27 protein-coding genes, 1 tRNA gene and 1 riboswitch are annotated in these 26,474 nt (G+C 72.7%); of the genes, 13 read left to right on the forward strand and 15 right to left on the reverse strand.

Annotation, left to right across the window (positions count from 1 at the left end):
* Positions 1-19 precede the first annotated feature (19 nt).
* Positions 20-1,039 carry a LacI family DNA-binding transcriptional regulator gene (locus ACYVKX_RS17835; protein WP_460835018.1) on the reverse strand — a complete coding sequence of 340 codons (1,020 nt, stop codon included), beginning with the start codon at positions 1,037-1,039 and terminating at the stop codon, positions 20-22.
* Between the two features lie 312 nt (positions 1,040-1,351).
* Between ACYVKX_RS17835 and ACYVKX_RS17840 the strand changes: the two genes are divergently transcribed.
* The 3 genes from ACYVKX_RS17840 to ACYVKX_RS17850 all read left to right on the forward strand — a co-directional run bounded on the left by ACYVKX_RS17840 (position 1,352) and on the right by ACYVKX_RS17850 (position 3,287).
* Complete coding sequence (locus ACYVKX_RS17840; RefSeq protein ID WP_460835019.1) at positions 1,352-1,720, forward strand: YciI family protein; 369 nt, start codon at positions 1,352-1,354, stop codon at positions 1,718-1,720.
* Positions 1,717-2,082: a YciI family protein gene (locus ACYVKX_RS17845; protein ID WP_460835020.1), complete on the forward strand. Its 366-nt coding sequence runs from the start codon at positions 1,717-1,719 to the stop codon at positions 2,080-2,082. The genes ACYVKX_RS17840 and ACYVKX_RS17845 overlap by 4 nt, the downstream gene beginning before the upstream one ends.
* Before the next feature lie 185 nt (positions 2,083-2,267).
* Positions 2,268-3,287, forward strand: coding sequence for an RNA polymerase sigma factor (locus ACYVKX_RS17850; protein WP_460835021.1), 1,020 nt, complete (start codon positions 2,268-2,270; stop codon positions 3,285-3,287).
* Here ACYVKX_RS17850 and ACYVKX_RS17855 read toward each other — a convergent pair.
* The 5 genes from ACYVKX_RS17855 to ACYVKX_RS17875 form a co-directional block, all read right to left on the reverse strand.
* On the reverse strand, positions 3,262-3,537 hold the full coding sequence (locus ACYVKX_RS17855; RefSeq protein WP_460835022.1) for a MoaD/ThiS family protein: 276 nt from the start codon (positions 3,535-3,537) through the stop codon (positions 3,262-3,264). The two genes, ACYVKX_RS17850 and ACYVKX_RS17855, sit on opposite strands and share 26 nt — an antisense overlap.
* Before the next feature lie 17 nt (positions 3,538-3,554).
* Positions 3,555-4,832 carry a threonine synthase gene (gene thrC / locus ACYVKX_RS17860; protein WP_460835023.1) on the reverse strand — a complete coding sequence of 426 codons (1,278 nt, stop codon included), beginning with the start codon at positions 4,830-4,832 and terminating at the stop codon, positions 3,555-3,557.
* Positions 4,833-4,839: 7 nt separating this feature from the next.
* Positions 4,840-4,959, reverse strand: a riboswitch (SAM riboswitch).
* Between the two features lie 67 nt (positions 4,960-5,026).
* Positions 5,027-5,878: a trehalose-phosphatase gene (otsB, locus tag ACYVKX_RS17865; RefSeq protein ID WP_460835024.1), complete on the reverse strand. Its 852-nt coding sequence runs from the start codon at positions 5,876-5,878 to the stop codon at positions 5,027-5,029.
* Between the two features lie 42 nt (positions 5,879-5,920).
* Positions 5,921-6,412 (reverse strand): LytR C-terminal domain-containing protein, encoded by a 492-nt coding sequence (locus ACYVKX_RS17870; RefSeq protein WP_460835025.1) that lies wholly within the window; start codon positions 6,410-6,412, stop codon positions 5,921-5,923.
* Positions 6,413-6,423: 11 nt separating this feature from the next.
* The gene (locus ACYVKX_RS17875) at positions 6,424-6,720 is read right to left on the reverse strand and encodes a DUF3263 domain-containing protein (RefSeq protein ID WP_460835026.1); all 297 of its coding nucleotides are present in this window, start codon (positions 6,718-6,720) and stop codon (positions 6,424-6,426) included.
* 70 nt (positions 6,721-6,790) lie between these two features.
* Between ACYVKX_RS17875 and ACYVKX_RS17880 the strand changes: the two genes are divergently transcribed.
* The 7 genes from ACYVKX_RS17880 (at position 6,791) to ACYVKX_RS17910 (ending at position 15,000) form a co-directional block, all read left to right on the forward strand.
* Positions 6,791-7,792 (forward strand): Gfo/Idh/MocA family protein, encoded by a 1,002-nt coding sequence (locus ACYVKX_RS17880; protein WP_460835027.1) that lies wholly within the window; start codon positions 6,791-6,793, stop codon positions 7,790-7,792.
* Between the two features lie 13 nt (positions 7,793-7,805).
* Entirely contained in the window at positions 7,806-9,230 is a 1,425-nt protein-coding gene (locus ACYVKX_RS17885; RefSeq protein ID WP_460835028.1) for an alpha,alpha-trehalose-phosphate synthase (UDP-forming), read from the forward strand.
* 9 nt (positions 9,231-9,239) lie between these two features.
* Positions 9,240-10,541, forward strand: a complete 1,302-nt coding sequence (locus ACYVKX_RS17890; protein WP_460835029.1) for an alpha/beta fold hydrolase — start codon at positions 9,240-9,242, stop codon at positions 10,539-10,541.
* 97 nt (positions 10,542-10,638) lie between these two features.
* Entirely contained in the window at positions 10,639-11,982 is a 1,344-nt protein-coding gene (locus tag ACYVKX_RS17895) for an MFS transporter (RefSeq protein ID WP_460835030.1), read from the forward strand.
* Positions 11,979-13,433 (forward strand): pyridoxal phosphate-dependent decarboxylase family protein, encoded by a 1,455-nt coding sequence (locus tag ACYVKX_RS17900; protein ID WP_460835031.1) that lies wholly within the window; start codon positions 11,979-11,981, stop codon positions 13,431-13,433. Before ACYVKX_RS17895 ends, ACYVKX_RS17900 begins: the two co-directional genes overlap by 4 nt.
* 75 nt (positions 13,434-13,508) lie before the next feature.
* Positions 13,509-14,201, forward strand: coding sequence for a uracil-DNA glycosylase (locus ACYVKX_RS17905; protein ID WP_460835032.1), 693 nt, complete (start codon positions 13,509-13,511; stop codon positions 14,199-14,201).
* A 28-nt stretch (positions 14,202-14,229) separates the two neighbouring features.
* Positions 14,230-15,000 carry a dioxygenase family protein gene (locus ACYVKX_RS17910; RefSeq protein ID WP_460835033.1) on the forward strand — a complete coding sequence of 257 codons (771 nt, stop codon included), beginning with the start codon at positions 14,230-14,232 and terminating at the stop codon, positions 14,998-15,000.
* A 67-nt stretch (positions 15,001-15,067) separates the two neighbouring features.
* Here ACYVKX_RS17910 and ACYVKX_RS17915 read toward each other — a convergent pair whose 3' ends face one another.
* Both ACYVKX_RS17915 and ACYVKX_RS17920 read right to left on the reverse strand, forming a co-directional pair.
* Positions 15,068-15,532 (reverse strand): aldehyde dehydrogenase family protein, encoded by a 465-nt coding sequence (locus tag ACYVKX_RS17915; RefSeq protein WP_460835054.1) that lies wholly within the window; start codon positions 15,530-15,532, stop codon positions 15,068-15,070.
* Positions 15,430-17,067, reverse strand: coding sequence for a GMC family oxidoreductase (locus ACYVKX_RS17920; RefSeq protein ID WP_460835034.1), 1,638 nt, complete (start codon positions 17,065-17,067; stop codon positions 15,430-15,432). The genes ACYVKX_RS17915 and ACYVKX_RS17920 overlap by 103 nt, the downstream gene beginning before the upstream one ends.
* Before the next feature lie 78 nt (positions 17,068-17,145).
* On the opposite strand from ACYVKX_RS17920, the gene pdxY reads away from it, so the two are divergent.
* Positions 17,146-18,006, forward strand: coding sequence for a pyridoxal kinase PdxY (gene pdxY / locus ACYVKX_RS17925; RefSeq protein ID WP_460835035.1), 861 nt, complete (start codon positions 17,146-17,148; stop codon positions 18,004-18,006).
* A 129-nt stretch (positions 18,007-18,135) separates the two neighbouring features.
* Here the strand turns inward: pdxY and ACYVKX_RS17930 are convergent.
* Positions 18,136-18,208 (reverse strand) — tRNA-Thr (locus ACYVKX_RS17930).
* 24 nt (positions 18,209-18,232) lie between these two features.
* Positions 18,233-18,955, reverse strand: a complete 723-nt coding sequence (locus tag ACYVKX_RS17935; protein WP_460835036.1) for an SDR family NAD(P)-dependent oxidoreductase — start codon at positions 18,953-18,955, stop codon at positions 18,233-18,235.
* A 150-nt stretch (positions 18,956-19,105) separates the two neighbouring features.
* On the opposite strand from ACYVKX_RS17935, the gene soxR reads away from it, so the two are divergent.
* Positions 19,106-19,546 (forward strand): redox-sensitive transcriptional activator SoxR, encoded by a 441-nt coding sequence (soxR, locus tag ACYVKX_RS17940; protein ID WP_460835037.1) that lies wholly within the window; start codon positions 19,106-19,108, stop codon positions 19,544-19,546.
* Positions 19,547-19,556: 10 nt separating this feature from the next.
* Positions 19,557-20,762: a DUF4032 domain-containing protein gene (locus ACYVKX_RS17945; RefSeq protein ID WP_460835038.1), complete on the forward strand. Its 1,206-nt coding sequence runs from the start codon at positions 19,557-19,559 to the stop codon at positions 20,760-20,762.
* Between the two features lie 80 nt (positions 20,763-20,842).
* Here ACYVKX_RS17945 and ACYVKX_RS17950 read toward each other — a convergent pair whose 3' ends face one another.
* The 5 genes from ACYVKX_RS17950 to ACYVKX_RS17970 are packed head-to-tail and all read right to left on the reverse strand — an operon-like array spanning position 20,843 to position 26,444.
* The gene (locus tag ACYVKX_RS17950; protein ID WP_460835039.1) at positions 20,843-21,394 is read right to left on the reverse strand and encodes a hypothetical protein; all 552 of its coding nucleotides are present in this window, start codon (positions 21,392-21,394) and stop codon (positions 20,843-20,845) included.
* Positions 21,394-23,019, reverse strand: a complete 1,626-nt coding sequence (locus tag ACYVKX_RS17955; protein WP_460835040.1) for a choice-of-anchor P family protein — start codon at positions 23,017-23,019, stop codon at positions 21,394-21,396. The genes ACYVKX_RS17950 and ACYVKX_RS17955 overlap by 1 nt, the downstream gene beginning before the upstream one ends.
* The gene (locus ACYVKX_RS17960) at positions 23,016-23,723 is read right to left on the reverse strand and encodes an ABC transporter ATP-binding protein (RefSeq protein WP_460835041.1); all 708 of its coding nucleotides are present in this window, start codon (positions 23,721-23,723) and stop codon (positions 23,016-23,018) included. Before ACYVKX_RS17960 ends, ACYVKX_RS17955 begins: the two co-directional genes overlap by 4 nt.
* Positions 23,720-24,478: an ABC transporter ATP-binding protein gene (locus ACYVKX_RS17965; RefSeq protein WP_460835042.1), complete on the reverse strand. Its 759-nt coding sequence runs from the start codon at positions 24,476-24,478 to the stop codon at positions 23,720-23,722. Before ACYVKX_RS17965 ends, ACYVKX_RS17960 begins: the two co-directional genes overlap by 4 nt.
* Positions 24,459-26,444, reverse strand: a complete 1,986-nt coding sequence (locus tag ACYVKX_RS17970; protein WP_460835043.1) for a branched-chain amino acid ABC transporter permease — start codon at positions 26,442-26,444, stop codon at positions 24,459-24,461. The genes ACYVKX_RS17965 and ACYVKX_RS17970 overlap by 20 nt, the downstream gene beginning before the upstream one ends.
* Positions 26,445-26,474: the final 30 nt, after the last annotated feature.

Below are 26,474 nucleotides of genomic sequence, written 5' to 3' on the forward strand. Positions count from 1 at the left end.
CGAAATGCTAGTCGGCCGTTCAGGTGCTGTCGCGGACGACCAGACGAGTGGACAGCATCCGCCCGGGGTGGTCAGCGTCCGGGTCGGCCATCGTGGCGAGCAGGAGCGCCACCATCTCGCGACCCATCTCCTCCGGGGACTGGTGCACCGTGGTGAGCGGCGGGTGCGCCGACCGGGCGATCGGGGCGTCGTCGAAGCCGACGACGGCGACGTCCTCGGGCACCCGGCGGCCGGCCTCGCGCAGCGCCTGCAGGGCGCCGACCGCCATCAGGTCGTTGGCGCAGAACACCGCGTCGACCGCGGGGTCGCGCTCCAGGAGGGCACGCATCGCGGCGGCACCGCTCTCCTGGCCGAAGTCTCCCTGCGCGACGAGCCTCTCGTCGACGGGCCGGCCGGCGGCGGCCAGCGCGGCGGCGTAGCCCTGCAGGCGGGAGCTGCCGGCGACCATGTCGGACGGGCCGGCGACGGTCGCGATGCGCTGCCGGCCGCGCTCGACGAGGTGGGTGACGGCCAGGGCGGCGCCCTGGACGTTGTCGACGTCGACGAACCCGCTCGCGACGTCCTCGCTGGCGCGACCGCCGACGACGACGGGGAGGCCGTGCGCGCGGATCCGATCGGGCAGCTCGTCGTCGTCGTGCAGCGACAGGAGGAGCACGCCGTCGACGTGCTGGCGGGTGAGGTACTGGTCGAGGCCGCCGCGGCGCTGGGAGGCCTGGGCGAGGATCAGCACCAGCTGGCGGTCGACGGCGGCGAGCGCGGACCCGATACCGCGCACGACGCCCGCGAAGAACGGCTCGCCGAAGACCCGCTCCTCCGACTCGGCGATGACCAGCGCGACGGCATCGGTGCGGCGCTTGACCAGCGCGCGGGCGGCCGGGTTGGGGACGTAGCCGAGCTCGGCGATCGCCTCCTCGACGGCCTGCCGGGAGCGGGCGGAGACCTTGGCGCCGCCGTTGATGACGCGGGAGGCGGTGCCCCGGCCGACGCCGGCACGGGCGGCGACCTGCTCCAGGGTCGGCCGGCTGGGCGTGGGGCTCATGGCGTCAGTATTGCCCCTCGGATGCCGACGAGCGGCGGGCCCGGGAGGTCGAGGAGTCCCCGGGCCCGCCACGCGACGGGAACCGCCGTTCGCGCCGGGCGCCCCACCCGTCCGGCCGGGGCCATCGCGCGGTCCACCCTCGGTCGATCGTGGCTAGTGGGAGCGTTCCCATCGAGATCACTCTGGCCCCCGCCGGACCCGGTGTCAAGGCTGCCGGCGGGGGACGCGCCCGGCCTGTCGATTTCGCGAGAGCTCGTCCGTCATCGCGGTGTCAGACTCAACCACGCTCCACCATGTCGAGAGGAACCGATCATGACCACCTACGCCGTCCTGCTGCCCGGTGACGAGTCCGCCTGGGAGGGCGCGAGCGAGGAGCACCGGGCCGCGATGTATGCCAAGCACGGCGAGTTCGCCCGGATGCTCGGCGAGCGCGGCCACACGATCACCGGCGGCGCCGAGCTGACCCACTCGCGCGCGGCCAAGGTGGTGCGGCGCACGGACTCCGGCATCGCCGTCACCGACGGGCCCTACGCCGAGACCGTCGAGCAGCTGACCGGCTTCTACGTCGTCGAGACCGACGACCTCGACGACCTGCTGGAGGTCTGCGGGATCCTCGCCGGCGCCGAGGGTGCGATCGAGGTGCGCGCCGCGGTCCCCGGCGCGGACGGGCCGCCGGCGTGAGGTTCGTGCTGCTGATGGCCGAGGAGGCCCACTTCGAGAAGTGGGACGCCGCCGACGAGGCCCTGCGCGAGCGCGTGGTCGCCGACTTCGAGGCGTTCGGCGCCGCGGTCGCCGAGCGAGGCTCGGTCGTCGGCGGCGAGGCGCTGGCCCGGCCGGCCGACGCCCGCACCGTGCATCCCGGCAATGGGCATCCGGGCGATGGGCGACCGGTGACCGACGGGCCGTTCGCGGAGACCGTCGAGCAGATCGGCGGCCTCTACGTGATCGACGTCGACTCGATCGACGTCGCGGTCGAGCTGGCGGCGCTGCTGCCGCGCGAGTACGCGGTCGAGGTCCGGCCAGTCCCCGAGGCGCCGATCTGACCGCGCTCGAGCGGCTGCTGCGCGAGGAGTGGGGCCGGCTGCTGGCCCTGCTCGTCGCGCAGTACCGACGCCTCGACCTGGCCGAGGACGGGCTCGCCGACGCCTTCGAGGCGGCCGCTCGCACGTGGGACGTCGTCCCCGACAACCCGCCGGCGTGGCTGCTGACCGCGGCGCGACGGCGGATCGTGGACCGGCTCCGGGCCGAGGCGGTCGCGGCGCGGAAGCTGCCGCTGCTGGCGGTCGAGGCGGCGCTGCAGGAGGAGGCGCAGTCCTTCATGGCGGACGCCGGCGAGCCCGTGGTCGACGAGCGGCTGCGACTCGTGCTGCTGTGCGCGCACCCGTCGCTGGCGCCGGAGTCCGCCGCGGCGCTGACGCTGCGGCTGGTGCTCGGCGTCCCGACCGAGGACGTCGCCCGGCTGTTCCTCGTCCCGACCCCCACGATGGCGGCCCGGCTGACCCGCGCGCGCAAGCGGCTGGCCGGCGCATCGTTCGAGGTGCCCTCCGATCTGGCGTCGCGAGTGGCGCTCGTGGCGGACGTCGCCTACCTGGCGTTCACGGCCGGCTACGCGCCGGGCTCCGGTCCGGACGTCGTCCGGACCGAGGTGGCCGGGGAGGCGATCCGGCTGGCGCGGGTGCTCCGCTCGGTCGTCCCGCAGGCCGACGTCGAGCTGGACGCCCTGCTCGCGCTGATGCTGCTCCAGCACTCCCGCCGCGACGCCCGGGTCGCCGGCGGCCGGCCGGTGCTGCTGCCGGACCAGGACCGCACCCGATGGCACGGCGCCGAGATCGGCGAGGGTCTGGAGCTGCTGCGGCCGTGGCTGGACGCGCCGCCCTCGCCGTACCTCCTCCAGGCGCTGGTCGCCGCCGAGCACGCGATCGCGCCGTCCGCCGAGGCGACCGCATGGGAGCGGATCGCCCTGCGCTACGAGGAGCTCGAGGAGCTCACGGGGTCGCCGGTGGTGCGGCTCAATCGCGCCGTCGCGGTGGCCGAGGCGTCCGGGCCCGAGGCCGGCCTCGCGGTCCTCGACGGCCTGGTGCTGTCGGGCCACCGGCTGCCCGCCACGCGCGCCGAGCTGCTCGCCCGGGCCGGTCGGGACGACGAGGCGGCCACGGCGTACGACGAGGCGATCGGCCGCTGCGCCAACCTGGCCGAGCGGGCGCACCTGATCGAGCGGAGGCTCAGCCTCCGGCGACCGCCGGGATGACCGAGATCTGGGTGCCGTCGGGGGTGGGCGTGGCCAGGTTGTCGAGGAAGCGCACGTCGTCGTTGCCGACGTAGACGTTGACGAACCGGCGCAGCTCGCCGGACTCGTCGAGGATCCGGCCCTTGATGCCGCTGTAGTTGCCGTCGAGGTCGTCGAGGACCTCGGCGAGCGTGGCGCCGCTGGCCGACACCTCGGACTCGCCGCCGGTGTAGGTGCGCAGGATGGTGGGGATCCGGACGGAGACGGACATGGGCTTCCTCTCGGTTCTCAGGCGAGGCCGGTGGCGGCGAAGGCGGCGTACGTCGGCGCGATGGTCGCGGCCGGCGCGACCGAGCCGGAGACCGCGTCGAGGGTCTTCAGGCCGTGGCCGGTGTTGAGGACGACCGTCTCGAGGGACGGGTCGAGCCGGCCGGTCTCGACGAGCTTCTTGAGCACCGCGACCGTCGTACCGCCGGCGGTCTCGGTGAAGATGCCCTCGGTGCGGGCCAGCAGCACGATGCCGGCGCGGACCTCGTCGTCGGTGACGTCCTCGACGGCGCCGCCGGTCTCCCGGCAGATGTCGAGCACGTAGATGCCGTCGGCGGGGTTGCCGATGGCGAGGCTCTTGGCGATGGTGTCCGGCTTGACCGGGCGGATCGCGTCGACGCCGGCCTTGTAGGCGACCGAGACCGGCGAGCAGCCCGCGGCCTGGGCGCCGAAGACGCGGTAGGGCTTGTCCTCGACCAGGCCGAGCCGGATCAGCTCCTGGAATGCCTTGTGCACCTTGGTGAGCTGGGAGCCGCTCGCGACCGGGATCACGATTTGGTCCGGCAGCCGCCAGCCGAGCTGCTCGGCGATCTCGTAGCCCAGGGTCTTGGAGCCCTCGGCGTAGAACGGGCGGACGTTGACGTTCACGAACGCCCAGCCGTCCTCCTCGCCGGCGATCTCGGAGGCGAGCCTATTGACGTCGTCGTAGTTGCCGTCGACGGCGACCAGCGAGTCGGTGAAGACCGCGCTGTTGACCTGCTTGGGCTGCTCGAGGTTGCTCGGGATGAAGACGACGGTCTTGATGCCGGCACGGGCGCCGGCCGCGGCGACGGCGTTCGCGAGGTTGCCGGTGCTCGGGCAGGCGAACACCTGCGCGCCGAGCTCGCGGGCCGCGCTCAGGGCGCAGGCGACGACGCGGTCCTTGAAGGAGTTGGTGGGGTTGGTCGAGTCGTCCTTCACCCACAGGTCGGCGATGCCGAGCTCGGCGGCGAGATTGTCGGCGCGGAGCAGCCGGGTGAAGCCCGGCTCGGTGTTGGGGCTCGACTCGATGTCGGCCGGGACGGGCAGCAGCGCCTGGTAGCGCCAGATGTTCCGCGGGCCGGCCTCGATCTGCTCGCGGGTGACCGTGCCGAAGTCGTAGGCGACCTCCAACGGCCCGAAGCACTCCGGACACGCGTAGTGCGGGCCGAGCTCGACCAGGTGGCCGCACTCTCTGCAGGACAGGGCCGTGGCGTTGCCGAAGGCGCCCTCGCGCAGGGCCGGCTTCTCGATGCCGCGTTCGATGACAGGTGCGCTCACGGAGTCCTCCTCATCTCTCCGGCGCGACCTTCGCGCCGGACGGATTTGGCACCGGGCCCGCACGCGGACGCGTGCGGCGGTTGCCGGGACTTCATCGGGCCGTTCCCTCAGTCCCTCTGGATGAGCAGTGGCCACCCTACGCGGGCCGTCTCAGCATGCGCACATCGGGTCCGCATGCTGGACGGCTCCTTGGCTCAGACCGACCGCGCGTCGGCCGCCAGCCGCCGCAGGAGCTCCAGCACGCCCTCGGGGCCGGGCACGACGACGTCCGCGAGCCGGGTCAGCGCGCTCTCCTCCTCCGGGGCCTCGTCGGAGGCCGAGCAGACCAGCAGCGTGGGCAGGCCGTCCTTGGCGAGCTTCTCGACCGCCTCGAACGCCTCGACGTCGCCGAGGTCGTCGCCCGCGAAGACGAACGCGCCGGCGCCGATCTCCTCGACCAGGGTCTCCACCACGTTGCCCTTGTCCATGCCGGGCGCGCGCACCTCGATCACCTGCCGGCCGGGCTCGAGCACGAGGCCGTTGCGGTCGGCGAGGTCGCGCAGCGCCGGCAGCAGCCGCCGGTACGCCGCGTCCGGGTCGGCCATCCGGCGGGTGTGCACGGCGTGGGCGAGGCCCTTGTCCTCGACCCAGGCGTCGGCGGCGTCGGCGTTGCGGAGCGTGCGCGGCAGGTCGCGCAGGAAGCGCGACAGGCCCTGCGGCGGCCGCGGCGAGACGATCCGCCGGCGGGTGGAGCTCCAGCGCTCGTTGCCGTACTGCCCGAAGAGGTAGAGCTCCTTGCCGTGGTCGCCGATCGTGTTGCCGACCTCCTCCAGCCCGCCCAGGTCGAGCGCCTGGCGGGCCGGCCGGCCGGTGATCACCGCGACGGCGGCGACCACCTCCGCGAGGTCGACCAGCACGCCGGCCGCCTCGGGATGGATGTGCGCCCGCTCGGGATCGTCCACGATCGGCGCGAGCGTGCCGTCGAAGTCCAGGCCGACCACGGCCCGGTCGGCGGCACGCACGAGTGCGGCGTACCTCTGCTCTCCCTCGGGCGAGGCGAACTCCATGGGTCCAGCCTGTCACCCGGGGCGCGGGTCACGACAGCGGGATCAGCCCAGCGGGCCGGTGAGGATCACGGTGAGGCGATCCTGGCGCATCGGGTCGACGGCCGGCGCCGTGCGCTTGACGCCGAGGTCGAGGGCCAGCTGCCTGCCGGCCGCCTTCAGCTTCGGCGGGTAGTAGACCGTGGTGGCGGGAATGGTGCCGTACCAGTTGTCGGTGCCGACGACCTGCCAGCCCATGCCGGTGGCCTTCTCGCCGACGGTCCCGGCCAGGCCGGTGATGCCGGAGTTGTTGTAGACCTCGACGTACACCTTGCCGCGCTGCACCGCCGGCGGCTCGGGCTTGGGCTTCCTCGTCGGGGTGTACGTCGGGGACGGCGACTCGCTGGGTCCGTCGCCGGACACCGTGGTCACCTCGCGCTCGGCGGGCTCGCCGCCGCGGGTGGCGACGTAGGCGATCCCGGCCATGGCCACGGCGATCACCGTCAGCATGACGACCGGGGACGGCATCACGACGCCGCGCTGGTTGCGCACGCGCATCACGGACCCCCTCAGACCTCGAAGCCGAGGCGGCGCGCCGAGCGCTGCCGCTGGCGGGCGGACCGCAGCCGGCGCAGCCGGCGGACCAGCAGCGGGTCGGCCTCGAGGGCCTCCGGGCGGTCGATGAGGGCGTTGAGGACCTGGTAGTACCGCGTCGAGGACATGTCGAACTTCTCCCGGACCGCGGTCTCCTTGGCGCCGGCGTACTTCCACCACTGCCGCTCGAAGTCGAGGATCTCGCGGTCGCGGTCGCTCAGCACCGGGGTGGCGTCGACAGCCTCGCCACCGAGTGCGTTCACGGCGTCCATGCCGTTCATGGTAGGTGACGAACCACAACGATGTCATTCGCCTCCGGGGCGCGTCGCTACCCTCGGGGCCATGACGACCCGCTGGGGCATCCTCGCGACCGGCAAGATCGCGCACACCTTCGCCCGCGACCTGGCCCTGGCGCCGGACGCCGAGCTCGTGGCGGTCGGCTCGCGGCGGCTCGTGAGCGCGCAGGCGTTCGCCGGCGAGTTCGGAGGGACGCCGTACTCCTCCTACGAGGAGCTGGTCGCCGACCCGGCCGTCGACGTCGTCTACATCGCGACCCCGCACGCGCTCCACCTCGAGAACGCCCGGCTGTGCCTCGCGGCCGGCAAGCACGTGCTGTGCGAGAAGCCGCTCACCCTCGACACCGCCGACGCGGAGGAGATGGTGCGGCTGGCCGGGGAGCACGACCGCTTCCTGATGGAGGCGATGTGGACCGCCTGCCACCCGGGCATCCTCGCACTGCGCGACCGGCTCCGCTCCGGCGAGCTCGGCCGGCCGCGGCACCTGCACGCCGAGCTCGGTTTCCGCGTCGACGCCCCGCCGGAGGACCGGATGCTCGACCCCGGGCTCGGCGCCTCCGCCCTGCTCGACATGGGCATCTACCCCCTCACCTTCGCCCAGCTGGTGCTCGGCGAGCCCGAGGAGCTGCACGCGAGCGGCGACCTGGCGCGCGGCATCGACCTCGACGTCGCCATGGTGGGCCGGTACGCCGGTGGCGCGCTCGCGACCATGACCGCGTCGATGACGTCGTGGTCCTCGCGCCGGGCCGAGATCGCCACCGACCTCGGCCGGATCGAGCTCGACGACTTCCACCACCCGACCCGGATCGCCTTCACGCCGTACGTCCAGGCGCCCGGCGACTGGACGTACGCGCCCGGTGACCCGGTCGAGATCGCGCCGGCCGAGCCGGTGATCGGCCAGGGCTACGGCAACGAGATCGCGGAGGTCGGTCGCTGCCTGGCCGCCGGGCTGCGGGAGAGCCCGCTGGTGCCGCACGCCCAGACGCTCTCGCTGCTGCGCCAGATGGACGGCGTCCGCGCGCAGGTGGGCGTCAGCTTCTCCGCCTAGCTAGGGTGGCCCCGTGGGTGCAGCTGGCTCGGCAGACCTCGTCATCGTGGCGAACCGGCTACCGGTGGACCGCGTCGACGGAGGCTGGCGGCGCTCTCCCGGCGGCCTCGTCTCCGCGCTCGAGCCGGTGATGCGGTCCAACGACGGCACCTGGATCGGCTGGCCGGGCGGCACGGAGCAGGGCTTGGAGCCCTTCGAGTCCGACGACATGAACCTGGTGCCGATGACGATGACGGCCCAGGAGATCGAGGAGTTCTACGAGGGCTTCTCGAACGCGACCCTCTGGCCGCTCTACCACGACGTCGTGGCGAAGCCGGAGTTCCACCGCGAGTGGTGGGACTCCTACGTCGCCGTCAACCGCCGCTTCGCCGAGCGGGCCGCGGAGGTCGCCGCCGAGAACGCGACCGTGTGGGTGCACGACTACCAGCTCCAGCTGGTGCCGGCGATGGTGCGCGAGCTGCGGCCCGACCTGCGGATCGGCTTCTACCTGCACATCCCGTTCCCGCCGCAGGAGCTGTTCTCGCAGCTGCCGTGGCGCCGGCAGCTGCTCGAGGGGCTGCTGGGCGCCGACCTGGTCGGCTTCCAGCTCAGCGGCGCCGCACAGAACTTCATCCGCCTCGTCCGCCAGCGCGTCGGGCACAAGACGCACCGCGACCTGGTCTACCTGCCCGAGGGCCGGACCGTCCGCGCCGCGGCGTTCCCGATCTCCATCGACGCCGCCAGCTACGAGGAGCTCGCCCGCTCGCCCGAGGTGACCCAGCGCGCCAAGGAGATCCGCGAGGCGCTCGGCAACCCCCACCGGATCTTCCTCGGGGTCGACCGGCTCGACTACACCAAGGGCATCTACGCGCGGCTGCGCGCGTTCGGCGAGCTCATCGTCGACGGGCACTTCGACGTCGAGGACGCCGTCTTCGTGCAGATCGCGACGCCGTCGCGCGAGCAGGTCGAGCAGTACCGCATCCTCCGCGACGACATCGAGCGCCTGGTCGGCCGGATCAACGGCGACCTCGGCCGGATCGGGTGGCCGGCGGTGCACTACCTGCACGCGTCGTACCCCCGCGAGGAGATGGCGGCGTTCTTCCGCGCCGCCGACATCATGGTCGTCACGCCGCTGCGCGACGGGATGAACCTGGTCGCCAAGGAGTACGTCGCCTGCCGCTTCGACGACGACGGCGCGCTCGTGCTCTCGGAGTTCGCCGGCGCCGCCAACGAGCTGCGGCAAGCCTGGCTGATCAACCCCTACGACATCAACGGCATGAAGTCCGCGCTGCTCGAGGCCTACCGGGCCGAGCCGAAGGAGACCGCGCGGCGGATGCGGGCAATGCGCAAGACCGTCACCCAGCACGACGTCGGCGCCTGGGCGCAGGGCTTCCTGGTCGAGCTGTCGTCGGTGCTGCCCGCCCACGGCAAGACGATGCATCCGGCGAGACGGTCGTAGGGTTCCGGCATGGACCTGGTGCCCAAGCCGGACCAGCTGGTCGCCGCGGCGGGCAACGTCGCCCACGCCGTCCTCTACGGCGGGGTCGCCGACCTGCGCGCGATGCCGCGCACGCTGATCGACGAGGACAGCCTCCGCGCGGTCTACCACTACCGCCCGGCGGCGGACGTGCGCTCGCAGGGCGACCCCGTCCTGTTGGTGACCCCGCTCGCCGCGCCCTCGCTCTGCTTCGACCTGCGCCGCGGCTGCTCGGTGGTGCAGCACCTCGTCGAGGGCGGGCGGCCGACGTACCTCGTCGAGTACGGCAACGTCTCCTTCAAGGACCGCAACCTCGGCCTCGAGCACTGGGTCGAGGAGGTCGTGCCCGCGGCGGTGCGGGCGGTGTCGGCGCACGCAGGCGACCGGCCGGTGCACGTCGTCGGCTGGAGCCTCGGCGGCATCTTCGCGATGCTCGCCGCCGCCCATGAGCGGGACCTGCCGATCGCGTCGCTCTCCGTCCTCGGCTCTCCGGTCGACGTGACGAAGGTGCCGCTGGTCGCGCCGCTGCGGCCGCTGCTCGACCTGACCCGCGGCCACGGCCTGGTCACCCGCGCCTACCGCGCCGCCGGCGGTGCGCCGACCCCGCTGGTGCGCTGGGCGTTCCAGCTCTCGTCGTTCCAGAAGCTGGTCACCAAGCCGCTCGCGATCGCCACCCACCTCGACGACACCGACTTCCTCGCGCAGATCGAGGCGGTCGACCGGTTCACGGCCAAGATGACCGCCTACCCCGGCCGCAGCTTCGGGCAGCTCTACCACCGCTTCGCCAAGGGCAACGCGCTCGCGTCGGGCACGGTCCAGGTCGGCTCGGACCCGGTGTCGCTCTCCTCGGTCACCGCCCCGGTGCTCGTCTTCGCCGGCGCCACCGACGGCATCGCCCCGGTCGCCGCGGTCAAGGCGGTCGTCCCGCTGCTGACCGGCGCGCGCGACGTACGGTTCGAGATCGTGCCGGGCGGCCACCTCGGCATGCTCACCGGCCGCGCCGCCCGCGACACCACCTGGCGGGTGCTCGACGAGTGGATCGAGCAGTGGTCGGGTGCGGACGTGGCGAGGGTGGCGTCGTCGCGGAGAAAGCCGGCGGCTGCGAGGAAGACCCCGGCCCGGAAGGCTGCTGCGAAGAGGGCATCTCCCGATGCCAAGAAGTCCTCGGCGAGGAAGGCCGTGCCCCCGAAGAAGCCGGCCCCGGCGAAGAGGCCGGCCGCGTCCACCGAGACGATCGGCTCGAACCCCTCCCGCCGGTACGGCTCCGGCACCTCGCGCGCCCTCTCCCGCTGACGTTGTCGGCCTCTTCCTGACGTTGTCAGGGGTTGCAACGGCTGACAACGTCAGGGATCCCCGGCCGACCGGGGATCCATCCCGCTAGCCTCACGCCATGCCAGCCGCCGAGCGCCTGCCGCGCAGCATCCGGGTGGGGTACGGCTCGGGCTCCGTCGCCACCGGGGCGTTCGGGACCGTGCCGGGGCTGATGCTGCTGCCCTACCTCACCGACAGTCTCGGGATCGCCGCGATCCTGGCCGGCTTCATCGTGTTCCTGCCCAAGGCGTGGGACGTGGTCCTCAACCCGATCGCCGGGCGGATCAGCGACCGCACCGAGGACCTGCGCGGGCCGCGGCGGCCGTGGCTGATCCGCGCCGGCATCGCGCTCGCCGTCTGCTTCGCGCTGCTCTTCGCCGCGCCGGACATGGCGGTCGGCCTCGAGGCGCTGTGGGTGCTGGCGCTGTTCCTGGGCTGCGCCACGGCGTACGCGTTCTTCCAGGTGCCGTACGTCGCCATGCCCGCCGAGATGACCGACTCCTACGACGAGCGCACCCGCCTGATGACCTGGCGGGTCGCGATCCTCGCGTTCACGATCATGCTCGCCGGCGCCACCGCCCCGGCGATCCGCGACGCGGTCGGCGGCCGCGACGGCTACCGGATCATGGGCCTGGTCATGGCGGCGATCATCCTGGTCGGCGTCGTCGGCGCGTACGTCGGCACCCGCAGCGCCCCGGTCCGCGCCGCCCAGCCGGGTGCGGGCAGCCTGCGCGACCAGCTCCGCATCGTCGCGACCGCGCGCGACTTCCGCTGGCTGCTCACCTGCTTCGTCATCCAGGCGCTCGCCACCGGCTGCATGCTCGCCGGCGTCGACTACCTCGCCTCCGACGTGCTCGGCAGGGACGGCGCCGCGACCATCCTGTTCGTCTGCTTCGTCGGCCCGGCCCTGCTGCTGACCCCACTCTGGTCGGCGATCGGCACCCGCGTCGGCAAGAAGCGCGGCTACCTCGCCGCCTCGGTGATCCTGGCCGCGGGAGCGCTGCTCACCGCGACCGCACAGGCCGCGCCGGTCGCGGTCGTGTACGCCGCCGTGGTGCTGGTCGGCGTCGGGTACGCCGGCTGCCAGGTGTTCCCGCTCGCGATGCTGCCCGACGCGGCGGCCGTCGACGCTCGGCGCACCGGCTCCAATCGGGCCGGCGTCTACACCGGCGTCTGGACCGCGGGCGAGACCCTCGGCCTGGCGCTCGGCCCTGGCGTCTATGCGATCGTGCTCGCACTCGGCGGCTACGTCTCCTCGACCGACGGCGACGCCGCCCAGCCGGACTCGGCGCTGACGGCGATCACGCTCGGCTTCTCGGTGCTGCCGGCGGTCCTCGTCGTGCTCAGTCTGTGGTGGCTGCGGAGGTACGCGCTGACCGCGGCCGACGTCGACGACGCCCCGGATGGGAGCCTGACGGAGTGAGCGACGCCCTCGACCGGCTGCGCGAGATGCAGGAGATCGACCTGCCCGTGCGCGGCGGACGCACCCTGGCCTACGTCTACGACTCGGGCCTGCCCGACGTGGACCGGATCGGCCGCGAGGCCGTGGCGGCGTACGCCGGCTCGAACGGGCTCGACCCGACGGCGTTCCCCAGCCTGCTGCAGATGGAGAACGAGCTGGTCGGCTTCACCGCGGACCTGCTCGACGCGCCCGACACCACGGTCGGCACGGTCACCTCCGGCGGCACCGAATCCTGCCTGCTCGCGGTGCAGTCGGCGCGCGACAGCCGCCCGGACGTCGCGCGTCCGCGGATGGTGGTGCCGTCGACCGTGCACGCGGCGTTCCTCAAGGCCGCGCACTACTTCGGCGTCGAGGCGGTCGTGGTGTCGGCCGGGGACGACTTCCGCGCCGACCCGGCCGCCATGGCGGCAGCCGTCGACGAGGACCCGGACCGGACCGTGCTGGTGGTCGTGTCCGCGCCGTCGTACGCCCACGGCGTCGTCGACCCGGTCACCGAGATCGCCGCAGCGGCCGCCGGCCACGGGATCCGCTGCCACGTGGACGCGTGCATCGGCGGCTGGGTGCTGCCGTACGCCGCCCGGCTCGGCCGCACCGTCCCGCCCTGGACGTTCGCGGTCGACGGCGTCACGTCGATCTCCGTGGACCTGCACAAGTACGGCTACGCCCCCAAGGGCACCTCCGTGCTGCTGCACCGCACGCCGGAGCACCGCCGCCCGCAGTACTTCGCGCACGCGGGCTGGCCGGGCTACACCATGCTCAACTCCACGATGCAGTCGACGAAGTCGGGCGGGCCCCTGGCCGGCGCCTGGGCCGTGGTGCGATCGCTGGGTGACACGGGGTACGAGCTCCTCTCTCGAGACGTGTTCGAAGCCGTGGACGCGATCGTGGCAGGCACCGCCGACATCCCCGCGCTGCGCGTGGTCGCCGCCCCCGACTCGACGCTGATCGCGCTGGCGACCGACGACACCTGCGACGCGTTCACCGTCTGCGACGAGATGGCCGCGCGCGGCTGGTACGTCCAGCCGCAGATGTCGTACGGCGGTCAGCCGCCCACCATCCACCTCTCGGTGAGCGCCGCGACCAACGCCCACGTCGACGAGCTCCTCGCCGCGCTGAGGGAGTCTGTTGCCGCCGCCGTGGCCGCGGGGCCGGTGAGTGTCGACCCCGAGGTCGCCGCGTTCATCGAGACGCTCGACCCGGCCGCACTCACCGACGCGGACTTCGACGGCCTGCTCGTCGCAGCCGGTCTCATGGGCGCCAGCGAAGGGCGGACCGACCTCGCGCTCCCCGACCGGATGGCCGAGGTCAACGCGATGCTCGACCTGGCCTCCCCGCGGATGCGCGAGGCGCTGCTGGTCGCGTTCCTGGACCGCCTGCAGCGGCCCAGCCGTCCGTCGGGCCGGCGAGGATAGCCCGGCGGTCCTCTCGGCGTACGTCGGCGAGACCGGCCGTGCGCCGTACCTGCCGGGCACGGCTACCCTCGCGCCATGGGCGCGCTCGCGGGACTCGTCGACAAGCAGCTGATGGCACCGGACTGGGCCGAGGCGCTGGCGCCGGTCGACGACCGGATCGCGGCGATGGGGCGGTTCCTGCGCGAGGAGATCGCGGCCGGGCGCGGCTACCAGCCCGCCGGCGAGCGGGTCTTCCGGGCGTTCCAGCGGCCGCTCGCCGACGTGCGCGTGCTGATCGTCGGCCAGGACCCCTACCCCAACCCCGACCACCCGATCGGCTTGAGCTTCGCCGTACGCCGCGACGTCTGGCCGTTGCCGCCGAGCCTGGTCAACATCTACCAGGAGCTGCGCGACGACCTCGAGATCATGCCGCCGCGCCACGGCGACCTGACCGCGTGGGCGGACCACGGCGTGATGCTGCTCAACCGGAGCCTCACGGTGCGGCCGGGCGCCTCGAACAGCCACCGGGGCAAGGGGTGGGAGCCGATCACGCAGTGCGCGATCGAGGCGCTCGCGCGGCGCGGCGGGCCGTGCGTGGCGATCCTGTGGGGCAGCGACGCGCGCGGCCTGAAGCCGATGCTCGGCGCGATCCCGGTCGTCGAGTCGCCGCACCCGTCGCCGCTGTCGGCGTACCGCGGCTTCTTCGGCTCGCGGCCGTTCAGCCGGGCCAACGCACTGCTCGCGGAGCAGGGGGCGGAGCCGGTCGACTGGCGACTCCCGATGGAATAAAGTTGAAACTGAAACCATTGGAGCGGCCATGACGCGGATGCCTGCCCTGTATCTCGGCCACGGAGCGCCGCCGCTGCTCGACGACCCCGTGTGGTCCGGCCAGCTCGCCGCCTGGGCCGGCGACCTGCCCCGGCCGACGGCGATCCTCATCGTCAGCGCGCACTGGGAGTCGGCGCCGGTCAGCCTCAGCGCGAGTGGCGCGCCGCTGGTCTACGACTTCGGCGGCTTCGACGCGAAGTACTACCGGATGACCTACGAGACGCCGGACGCCACCGCGCTCGCCGCCCGCGTCGCGGCGATGATGCCGGCGTCGGAGCCGGTCCATCAGCACACCAGCCGCGGCCTCGACCACGGCGCGTGGGTGCCGCTGAGGATCATGTACCCCGACGCGGACATCCCGGTGCTGCAGATGTCGCTGCCCACCCACGACCCGGTGCGGCTGCTCGCCCTGGGCGAGCGGCTGCGGCCGCTGCGCGACGAGGGCGTGCTCGTCGTGGGCTCGGGCTTCCTGACTCACGGCCTGCCGTTCCTCACCTCGTGGCGGATCGACGCCGAGGCACCCGGCTGGTCCGCGGACTTCGACGCCTGGGCCGGCGAGGCGCTCGCCCGCGGCGACGTCGATGCCCTGGCTCGCTACCGGACCGAGGCCCCCGGGATGCCGTACGCGCACCCGACCGTCGAGCACTACTCACCGCTGTTCGTCACCCTCGGCGCCGCCACGACCCCCGACGAGCCCGGCCTGCAGGTCATCGACGGGTTCTGGATGGGGCTGTCGAAGCGGTCGCTGGAGGTCGTCTGATGCCTGCATGGATCCCCGGTCAGCCGGGGATTCCAGACGTTGTCGGCCGTTGCAACCCCTGACAACGTCAGGAGTTCCCTGACAACTCCGGCCGCCGTGGTCGGGTGACACGAGCGAGCCCATGTCGGGGACTCGTGGTACTGCGACTCAGGCAGGTACATCCCTCGATGTGTATGCAGATCTGGCCGGTGTTGCCGAACACGCCGACGATCGCGGGGACGACCTCGCCGAGGTTCGCGTCCTCCGGCACGATCATCGGGTTCGGCCGCCGAGCTCGAGGCAGCAGCCGATCAGGGTGCGGCCGGCGCTCGCCGATCACCCGGCCGGTCGCAGTGGAGCCGGTGAACATCCCGTAGCTGGCCTGGTCGATCAGCGTCGGTTCGACGTCCGGACCCTCGCCGCTCTCGGCCTGGATCAGCTCGGCAGGGGCTACACCTTTCCGAGCACGAGGTCGGCGCCGCGCTCGCCGATCATGATGGCGGGCGCGTTGGTGTTGCCGCCGGTGATCGACGGCATGATCGAGGCGTCGCAGACCCGCAGCCCCTCGACGCCGCGGACCTTGAGGTCCGGCGCGACGACCGCGAGCTCGTCGACGCCCATCCGGCAGGTGCCGACGCCGTGGTAGACCGACGTCGCCCGGTTGAGGATCTGGTCGCGCAGTTCCTGGCCGCGCAGGGCCGCACCCGGGTGGATCTCCTCCTTCACCGCGCCCCGGAAGGCCGGCGAGGCGAAGATCTCGCGGGTCATCTCCGATCCCTCGGCCAGTACGTCGAGGTCGGCCGGGTCGGCGAGGTACGAGAAGTCGATCAGCGGCGACGCCGTCGGGTCCGCCGACGCCAGCCGCACCGTGCCCCGGCTGCGCGGGTAGATCAGCGTCGCCAGCACGGTCAGCGCGGTCCGCTTGTCGACGTCGTGGCGGATCGGCGCGTCCTGGTTCGGCGAGACGTAGGCCCAGGGGAGCAGGTGCAGCTGCAGGTCCGGCACGTCGGTCGCCTGCGACGTACGCACGAAGGCGACCGACTCGAAGACCGAGTTCGCCAGGAAGGTCCTCCCCGGGCGCAGCGTCTCCATCAGCACGCCCTTGGCGAAGTACGCCGGCGTCCCGCGCATCCTCGTCGAGGTGACGTGGAAGGTCAGCGCGTGGAAGAGGTGGTCGTGCAGGTTGTCGCCGACCGGCAGGTCCGCGAGCACGTCGATGCCGTGATCGCGCAAGTGCTGCGCCGGGCCGACGCCCGAGAGCATCAGCAGCTGGGCCGAGCCGACGAACCCGGCCGAGAGGATGACCTCCCTGCCGGCCCGGACGGTGCGGGTGCCGCCTCCCCGGCCGAGGTCCGTGACCTCGACGCCGGTCGCGCGACCGTTCTCGACCACGACCCTGCGGACGAGCACCTCGCTCTGCAGCTCCAGGGTCGGTACGTCGAGGTGGTGGAGGTAGCCGCGCGACGCCGAGTAGCGCAGCCCGTGCGCGGCGTTCTGCTGCATCCGGCTCACGCCCTCCTGGGAGGCCGCGTTGTAGTCGTCGAGCACCGGGACGCCCAGCCTGTCCGACGTGGCCTGGAGGAACTGCAGCGTGCCCTCCTGCGGCATCGCGTTGCGGGTGACCCTGATCGGGCCGCCGGCGCCGCGGTAGTCGTTGGCGCCGTCCTCGAAGTCCTCCATCCGCTTGTAGGCGGCGTTGACCTCGTCGGCCGACCAGCCGGTGCAGCCCTCGGCCGCCCAGGAGTCGTAGTTGGCGCGGTTGCCGCGCACGTAGACCATGCCGTTGACCGAGCTCGACCCGCCGACCACCTTGCCGCGCGGGACGGGCATCCGCCGGTCGAGCAGGTGCTTCTGCGGGGTGGAGTAGAGACCCCAGTCGACGCGCTGCTTGAGCTTCGGCTCGGCGTGCATCGGCCCGATCATCCCAGGCTTCCTCACCAGGTACTGCTCGTCGCTCTTCCCGGCCTCGAGCACGATCACGCTCGCGCCGGACTGCGCCAGCCGGCCCGCGATGGTCGCGCCGGAGCTGCCCGAGCCCACCACGACGTAGTCGGCCTCGTTCGCGTACTGCTTCCTCGCCACTGCCACCTCGCCGTACCGACAGAATGTGAACCCGGCCAACTGTAACGTGTTCTAGTTCGCTCGGCCACCGGTGGCCGCGAGAGGATGCGCGACGTGAAGATCCTGTCCATCCAGTCCTCGGTCGCCTACGGCCACGTCGGCAACTCCGCCGCCGTCTTCCCGCTCCAGCGCCTGGGCCACGAGGTCTGGCCGGTCCTCACCGTGCACTTCTCCAACCACACGGGGTACGGCGCGTGGCGCGGCCCGCTGCTCGCGGCCGAGGACGTGCGCGAGGTGATCGCCGGGATCGAGGACCGCGGCGTGCTCGGCGAGGCGGACGCGGTGCTGTCCGGCTACCAGGGCGACCCCGCGGTCGGGCAGGTCATCCTGGACGCGGTCGCGCGGGTGAAGGCGCTGAACCCGGACGCGGTCTACTGCTGCGACCCGGTGATGGGCGACGTCGGCCGCGGCATGTTCGTGCGGCCGGGCATCCCGGAGTTCCTGCGCGACACGGTCGTGCCGCGGGCCGACATCGTCACGCCGAACCACTTCGAGCTCGACTTCCTCGCCGGCCGCCCGACCACCACCCTCGCGGAGATCCTCGACGCGGTGGACCTCGTGCGCGACCAGGGACCGCGCGACGTGCTGGTGACCAGCGTCCTCCACGGCGACGTGCCGGAGGGCCGGCTCGACATGGTCGCGGTCTCCGACGCGGGTGCCTGGGCGGTCGAGACGCCGCTGCTGCCGATCACGCCGAACGGCTGCGGCGACGTCACCGCCGCGCTCTACCTCGCCCACCTGCGCGGCACCGGCTCGGCCGCGACCGCCCTGGGCCGGGTCGCCGGCTCGGTCTTCGCAGTCCTCGAGGAGACCATCGCGGCCGGCACCCGCGAGATCCGGCTGGTCGCCGCCCAGGACGCGATCGCCGATCCTCCGGCGACGTTCGAGGTCCGCCGGCTGCGCTAGGCGCCGTTGAGTTGGGCTTGAATCACCGTTGAGTTGGGCCTTGCTCGCGCGCGAGTTGGGCGATGTTCGCGGGTCTCGGTGACGGAGGCCCAACTCGAGCGCGATTCCGGCCCAACTCGACGAGACGAGAGCCGCGTAGGAGGATCGAACTCCTGACCCTTCGCTTACAAGGCGAATGCTCTACCAGCTGAGCTAACGCGGCGACGGGGCCACATCGTACGGGGCCTCAGCTCATCCCGCCGTCGTGGGCGATGACGGCGCCGGTGATCATCCGTGCGGCCGGGGAGGCGAGCCAGACGATGGTCTCGCCGATCTCGCCGGGCTTGATCGCGCCGCCGGGCAGCATCATCATCAGCCGGTCCGCGACCCGGGCGTCGAGGTCGTCGGTGAGCTTGTGGAAGACCTGCTCGACGATCGGGGTGTCGACGGTGCCCGGGCAGATCGCGTTCACCCGGATGCCCTCCGGCGAGAGCTCGAGCGCCAGCGCCCTGGTGAGCTGGGTGAGGCCGCCCTTCGCGGCGGCGTACGCCGTGGCATAGGGCTGTGCGACGTTGCCGGCGACCGAGGAGACGTTGACGATGTTGCCGCCGCAGGCGCGCAGGTGCGGGAGCGCGGCCTGGATGAGGAAGAACGGCCCCCTGAGGTCGACCGCGTGCACCCGGTCCCACTCCTCCTCGGTCACCGTCTCGATCCGGCCGAACTGCACGATGCCGGCGACGTTCGCGAGCACGTCGATCCGGCCGTGCGCCGCGCACGCCTCGATGGCCGCGTCGACGGCGGCCTTGTCGCCGACGTTGCACTCGACGTAGGTCACGCCGTCGGGGACGGTGCCGCGGATGTCGAGGCCGAGCACGGTGTCGCCGAGGTCGCAGAAGAGCTCCGCGGTCGCGTACCCGATGCCGGACGCGGCCCCGGTGATGACGACGACGCGGTTGCCGGGCTGGTTCATGCGGAGCCTCTCAGAGGGGTGACGGCGAGGTGGTGCTCGAGGTGCCGGACCGCCCGATGGCGGCCAGGTACACGAGCGGATCGTACTAGAACGCGTTCTATTCGGGATAGTCGACTTGAACGGCACTTGAAGTCCGGCGAGGCTGGTCGCATGACCCAGCTGACCATCGGGCACCTCGCCGAGCGGGCGGGCGTGGCGACCTCGGCGATCCGCTTCTACGAGTCCAGGGGGCTGATCTCCTCGGCGCGCACGACCGGCAACCAGCGACGCTACGAGCAGTCGACGCTGCGCCGGATCGCCTTCATCCGTACGGCGCAGCGGGTCGGCCTGACCCTCGACGAGATCGGCGCGGCGCTGGCGACGCTGCCGGACGGGCGCACCCCGACGAAGTCGGACTGGCACCGGCTCAGCAGGACCTGGCGGCCGCGGCTCGACGAGCAGATCGAGCGGATCGAGCGGCTCCGCGACCGGCTGGACAGCTGCATCGGCTGCGGCTGCCTGAGCCTCAGGACCTGCGCGTTGAGCAACCCCGGCGACGAGGCCGCCGGGCGGGGCGCCGGAGCCGTGTTCCTCGAGCCACGGCGCGACTAGCCTGGACGACATGGCGCTGCGGATCGTCGCGAACCGCCCGGACCCCGCGCTGCTCCGGCTGCCCTGGGCGCTGCCGCTCGGGGAGTGGACCGAGCACGTCGTGCCGCTGCCGCGCGGGCTGTCTCGACACGTCGTGCGCATGGTCCGACTGGGCGAGGCGACGTACGCCGTCAAGGAGACGACCGAGGAGATGGCGTTCCGGGAGTACCGGCTGCTGCGCGACCTCCAGCGGATCGGGCTGCCGGCGGTGCACCCGCAGGGCGTGGTGACGGGCCGGGTCGACGGGGTCGGCGAGGAGCTGCCGGCGGCGCTGCTGACCCAGCACCTGCAGTTCTCGCTGCCGTATCGGTCGCTGTTCTCGCACGGGCTGACCGCCGACAACCTCCCGTCGCTGGTCGACGCGATGGTGGTGCTGCTCGTGCGGCTGCACCTCGCGGACTTCTACTGGGGCGATGTGTCGCTGTCGAACGTGCTGTTCCGGCGCGCAGCCGGCGGGTTCGCGGCGTACCTCGTCGACGCGGAGACCGGTGAGCTCAAGCCGCAGCTGTCGCGCCAGATGCGCGAGTACGACCTCACCGTCGCGACCGAGAACGTCTTCGCCGAGCTGCTCGACCTCCAGGCCAGCGACTCCCTCGACCACGAAGTGCAGGCGCACGAGATCGTCGAGATGCTTCAGGAGCGTTACCACGCGCTGTGGGACGAGCTCACTGCGGTCGAGGAGTTCTCCACCGCCGAGATGTGGCGGATCGAGCAGCGGGTCGCGCGGCTCAACGAGCTCGGGTTCGACGTCGACGAGCTCGACATCGTCACCGACTGGGACGGCGAGCAGATCCGGATCCAGCCGAAGGTCGTCGAGGAGGGCCACCACCGCCGCGAGCTCCAGGCGCTGACCGGCCTCAACGTCGAGGACGCGCAGGCGCAGCGGCTGCTCAACGACATCGCGGCGTTCACCGCGCACTTCGACCTCGGCCGCGAGGACCGCTCACTCGTCGCGAACCGCTGGCTGACCCGGATCTACGAGCCGGTCATCGCGCTCGTCCCCCCCGAGGCGCGCGGCAAGCTCGAGCCGGCCGAGATCTTCCACGAGATCCTGGTGCACCGGTGGTACCTCTCCGAGCGCGCCGGCCACGAGGTCGACCTCTTCGACACCGCGCGCGACTACATCGACACCGTGCTCGTCCAGAAGCCCGAGGAGCAGGTGGCGACCGAGGATTGATGCCGAGTCGGCGCAACCTCAGCTGAGACTGCGCCGACTCGGCGGGAGATCAGGCTGAGACTGCGCCGACTCGGCGGGAACTACGGGCGGCAGACGCGGCAGGCGGTGAGGTGGCCGTTGTCCTCGCCGACGGGGCGCAGGTCGTCGCGGTGGGCGACCAGCGGGCAGTCGCGGCGGTGGATGGTGCTGCCGTCGCCGGCGGTGACCGGGAGGGCCGAGACGTCGACGCCGTCGTCGCGGATGCTGGCCGAGCGGGAGGTGACGTCGGCGAGCACGAGGAGGGTGTCGGCGAGCCGGCGCTGCGACTCCTTCGCGTCGGCGGCCAGGCGGGCCAGCCAGGCGCCGAAGTAGAGGAAGCCCCCGGTGAACGTCAGGCCGAGGCCGAGCAGGCCGCCGGAGACCAGGAAGGAGAGCTGGTCGTACTGGTAGGGGGTGTTCGCGGCGCCGTACCAGCCGAGCACGATCACCACGAGGCCGAGCGGGAGCAGGATCGCGCCCGCCCAGAACAGCACCAGCTGGAGGAGCTGGTAGTGGTTGTCCTTCAGCGGCGCGGCGCCGGAGGCCCGGCCGCCGGCCCGGGGCAGCCCGATCGAGAGGCGATCGGTCGTGGTGTCCGGGGTGATGGCAGTCATCAGGATGCCTTTCGCAGGTCGGGCAGGCCGCTGTCGAGGCCGTGCGAGCAGGAGCCGGCGCCGCCGAGGGCGATCACGCCGATCCGGCGGAGCCAGGTGCCGCCGAGCGCGGCCAGCGCGATGCCGCCGACGAGCAGGGCGCCCGGGAGCGAGTACAGCGGGGGCAGGCCGGAGCCGGTCAACTGGGCGGGCGGCAGGTCGCCGGTCGCCTCGGGGGCGTCGCCGGCGGCCGCACCCGGTGCGGAGGACGACGGAGCGCCGCCGGCCGGGGCGCCGCCGGTGCCGGCGCCACCGCCGGTGCCGCCGGGCCCGGTCTGGTTGTTGTCCGGTACGTCGGTGGGGATGGTCAGCCCCTTGACCGTGTCGACCTCGGTGTCGGCGACGCCCAGCGTGACCACCACGCGCGGGGCCAGGCCGGCGAGCGCCTGCAGCGTGCTCTTCAGCTCGGGCGGGTTGTCCGGCAGCGCGCCGATCAGGTCGTCGAGCGGGAGCGCGTCGAGCTGCTTGCGCAGCGCCTTGACGTCGATGTCGAGGATGAGCCCGGCGACCTGGTTGGTCGCCTGGTCGCCCTTGACGGTGCGGTCGGGCTTCGGCAGCAGCAGCTTGATGCCGAGCCGGTCGAGGGCCTGCGTGAGCTGGTCGGGGAAGGCCGGGAGCCCGGCTTCCTGACCGGCGGCCGTGAAGCCGCCCGGTCCGGCGGAGAACTCCTGGCCGGCGATGGTCAGGCCGCCGAGGACGGCGCGGCCGGAGGCGGTGCCCTTCGCACCGTCGCTGCTGCTGGTGCTCGTGGAGACGATCCCTTCCATCGTGATCAGGCCGCCGAGCAGGGTGACGTCACCGAGCGCCGAGCGCGCGGTCGTCACGACCCGGCCGTCCTTGACCACGGCACTCTGGCTCGAGGACGTGTAGCCCTCGAAGTCGACGAGCGCGGCGACCTCGGGCGGGATGCCCGGCGCGCCGCCGGGCGCCGGCTCCTCGGGCTGCTCGGCGGCGGTGCTCAGTCCGCCGGTGATGGCGTCGCCGAAGGAGCTGAGCAGGTCGGCACCGGGCAAACCCGGCAACTCGGGCAGACCGGGCACGCCGGGGAGGGTGGGGACGCCGGGCGTACCTTCGTCCCCACCGTCCTTGGCAGTGCCGTCCTGCACCTGGCCGTCGGGCGAGAACCCGGCCTGCGCGACCGTCTTGTCCGCGGTCGCGCTGGTGCGCATCACCATGCCGGGGAACGGCTCGTCGGCCTGCGCCGGCTCGCCCGAGGGCTGGCCGGAGTTCACCTGGACCGGGTAGCCGTCCTCGCCGAGCTGCGGCGGCAGGCCGAGCTGCTCGACGAAGGTCTTCATGCCCTCGCCGACCGGGTCGCCCGGCCAGAGCCAGCTGGCGCGACCGAGCGAGCTGCCGGAGTCGGCCTCGACCGTGGTGTAGCCCATCTCGACCTCGAACTGGGGCGTGGCCGGGATCGGGATGGTCGGCTCGTAGAGCTCGATCTTCACCGGCGCGGCCGTGGCCACGGCGCTGTAGCCGCCGAAGCCCGGCTCGGGAGCGCCGCTGGCCGGCGGGGCGCTCGCCGACAAGGGAAGAACCGTGCCGGCGAGCGCTGCCGCCGAGAGTGGGAGCAGGATCCGCTTCATGCCGCGCCTCCGAGGATCACGTCGTCCATCGTCTTGAGCACCTCCGCAGGCTCGCCGGTCGCGACGACCCGGCCACCGGTCATCACCGCGGCGTAGTCCGACACCCGCAGCGCCGTCCGGGCGAACTGCTCGATGCAGAGGATCGACACGCCGCTGGCCGCGATCTGCGCGACGGTGTCGTAGAGCTCGTCGACGATCAGCGGCGCGAGGCCCATCGACAGCTCGTCGAGCAGCAGCAGCGCCGGGTCGGAGGCGAGCGCCCGCGACATCGCGAGCATCTGCTGCTCGCCGCCGGACATGGTGCCGGCGAGCTGGTGGCGGCGCTGGTGCAGCCGCGGGAAGTAGCCGTAGGCCGTCTCGAGGACCGCGTCGATCCCGACGCCGGCGTACGACATCAGCGTGAGGTTCTCCTCGACGGTGAGGTTCGGGAACACCGACCGGCCCTCGGGGATCGTGCACAGCCCGAGCCGCGCGAGCTCCTCCGGCGCGGCGCCCTGCACGTGTACGCCGCCGAGGTGGATGTCGCCCGAGGTCGGCCGCTTCTGGCCGCCGATGACCTTCACCAGCGTGCTCTTGCCGGCGCCGTTGGGTCCGAGCAGCGCCATCACCGCGCCCTTGGGCACCCGCAGGTCGACGCCGCGCAGGACCTCGATCCGGCCGTAGGCCGCGTGCAGGTCGACCACCTCGAGGATCGGGACGCTCATCGCACTGCCTCCATCACCTGGGTGTCGTCGGCGTCGGAGTAGCCGAGGTAGGCCCGCTGCACGTCCGGGTTCGCCCGGACCTCGGCCGGCGGCCCGGAGGCGATCACGCGGCCGAAGTCGAGGACGTGGATGTCGTCGCAGACCGACATCACCAGGTCCATGTCGTGCTCGACCATGAGGATCGCCCTGCCCTCGGCGGCCAGCTGCGCGAGCAGCTCGCCGAACGCGTCGGTCTCGGCCTCGTCGAGGCCCGAGGAGGGCTCGTCGAGCAGCAGCAGCTTGGGATGCGCCGCCAGGCAGCGGGCCAGCTCGAGCAGCCGCGCGGTGCCGGTCGGGATGGAGTCGGCGCGCTCGTCGGCGTACGCCGCGATGCCGACCTGCTCGAGCAGGCCGTCCACGTCGCCGGCGGCCGGGCGGAGCAGGCCGCCGAGGCCGCGGTGGATGTCGCGCGCGACCCGGACGTTGTCGCGCACGGTCAGCGACCCGAACGCCTCCAGCCGCTGGAACGTGCGGCCGATGCCGCGCCGCGAGCGGCGGTGCACCGGCAGCCGGGTGATGGCGCGGCCGGCGAAGCGGACCGTGCCGTGGTCGGGCCGCTGGAGCCCGCTGATCACGTTGAAGCAGGTGGTCTTGCCGGCGCCGTTGGGGCCGATCAGGCCGGTGATCCGACCGTCCTCGGCGACGAAGCCGGCGTGGTCGACCGCGGTCACCCCGCCGAACCGGACGACGACATCGTCAACCTCGAGCAGCGACATGTGCGCCCCCCTCCTCGCCGATGGGAGCCGTCAGGACCTCCGCCAGCGGGACGTTCGACTCCTCGTCCTCGTCGACCCGGTCGCGCGGCAGCGGCAGCACCGGGACCGCCGAGCGCACCCGGTCGCCGAGCCTGCCGTCGAGCCGGCGGCCGACGCGGAAGAGCTGGTTGGCCAGGCCGTTCGGGTCGCGGCCGAGCGCGACCGCGCCGAAGCCGAGGACCACGAACACCAGCCCGGCCAGCTCCGGCCGGCTGCTCTGCAGCACCGGCAGCAGCATCAGGCCGACGCCGCCCATCGCCGCGCCGGTCACCGAGGTGACGCCGCAGACGACCGCGAGCAGCAGCAGCGGCAGGCTGTTGAACAGCTGGAAGTCGGCCGCGCCGATGGTGCCGCGCAGCCCGGCGAACAGGCCGCCGGCGAGGCCGGCCATGCCCGCGGACAGCCCGAAGAGCGCGACCCGGAACCACCGCATGTCCAGGCCGAGCGTGCCGCACGCGGCCGGGCTGTCGCGCATCGCGATGAGCATCCGGCCGAGCACGCCCCGGCGGAGCAGCAGCAGCCCGATCCCCATGAGCACGAAGAACACCGCCATCACCAGCACGTAGCCGCCGGTGGACTCGAAGGACCGGCCGAGGATCGAGAGCCGGTCGGCGGCGAGGGTGCCGTTGTAGCCGAACGCGAAGTCGGCCTGGAAGACCAGCTTGTCCATGAGCACGCCGAAGGCCAGCGTCGACAGCGCGAGGTAGAGCCCGGTCAGCCGCAGCACCGGCAGCGCGACGACCGCGCCGACCAGCGCCGCGATGAGCGCCGAGAGCAGCAGCCCGTAGAGGTTGGGCTCATCGAGCTTGGCGTAGGCGAGCGCGCCGACGCCCGCGAAGGTGAACTGCGCGAGCGAGACGTGGCCGCCGTACCCCGTCAGCAGCACCAGCGAGAGCATCACCATCGCGTACGTCGCCGCGGTGCCCGCCAGCAGGAGGTTGGCGTCGGACAGGGCGACCGTCAGCACGGCGACGAGCATCAGCAGCGCGGCGCCCCAGCCGAGTGACTTGCTGAGCGAGGGCAGCGGCGCCGAGACGATGCCCTTGACCTGGCCGATCCGCAGCTGGGCCTGGGGCATCAAGACGATCACGACGAAGAGGAACAGCGCGGGCACGACCGCGCGCAGGCCGGCCAGGTTGCCCTCCGAGGGCAGGTAGGCGACCGCGAACGACTGGAGCACGCCGAGCCCCATCGCGCCGACGAAGGTCAGCGGCAGGCTCTTGAGCCGGCCGAGCATCGCGGCGGCGTAGGCGTTGATGACCAGCAGCGTCAGGTCGAAGTAGGACAGGCCGATGACCGGCGTGAGCAGGATGCCGGCGAGCGCGGCCAGCGAGATGCCGATCGCCCACGACAGCGACGCGACCCGGTCGGGCTTGCCGCCGAAGAGCCGGAGGAGCGCCGGGTTGTCGACCGAGGCGCGCATCGCCGTGCCGATGCGGGTGCGGTTGAGCAGCAGGTAGAGCATCGCGGCGACCACCGCGGACAGCACGATCGTGATGATCTGGTGGGCGGTGACGTAGGTGCCGCCGACCTCGACGCCCCGGTCGGGGAGGAACGGCGGGAGGGTGCGCGGCTCGGGCGGCCAGACGTACTGCGCGACGCCGATCAGCCCGACGAACAGGCCGACGGTGACGACCAGCGACACCGACACCGGCCCCTCGCCGAGGCCGCGGGTGACGAACCGCTGCACGAACCAGCCGATGCCGGGCGCGATCACGAACAGCACGAGGGGAAGCGACAGCCACAGCGGCATGCCCTGCCGCTGGCTGAGGTCCCAGAACGTGAAGGCCAGGACCATGCCGAAGGCGCCGTGGGCGATGTTGAAGACCCGGGTGGTCGTGTAGGTCAGCACCAGGCCGCTGGCGGCGATCGCGTAGGCGGCGCCGGTGAAGAGGCCGAGGATGGTGAAGGAGAGGATCGTCGACATCGTCTAGGCGCCGTTCTGCAGGCACAGCAC

The organism is Nocardioides hungaricus (genome assembly GCF_054782915.1).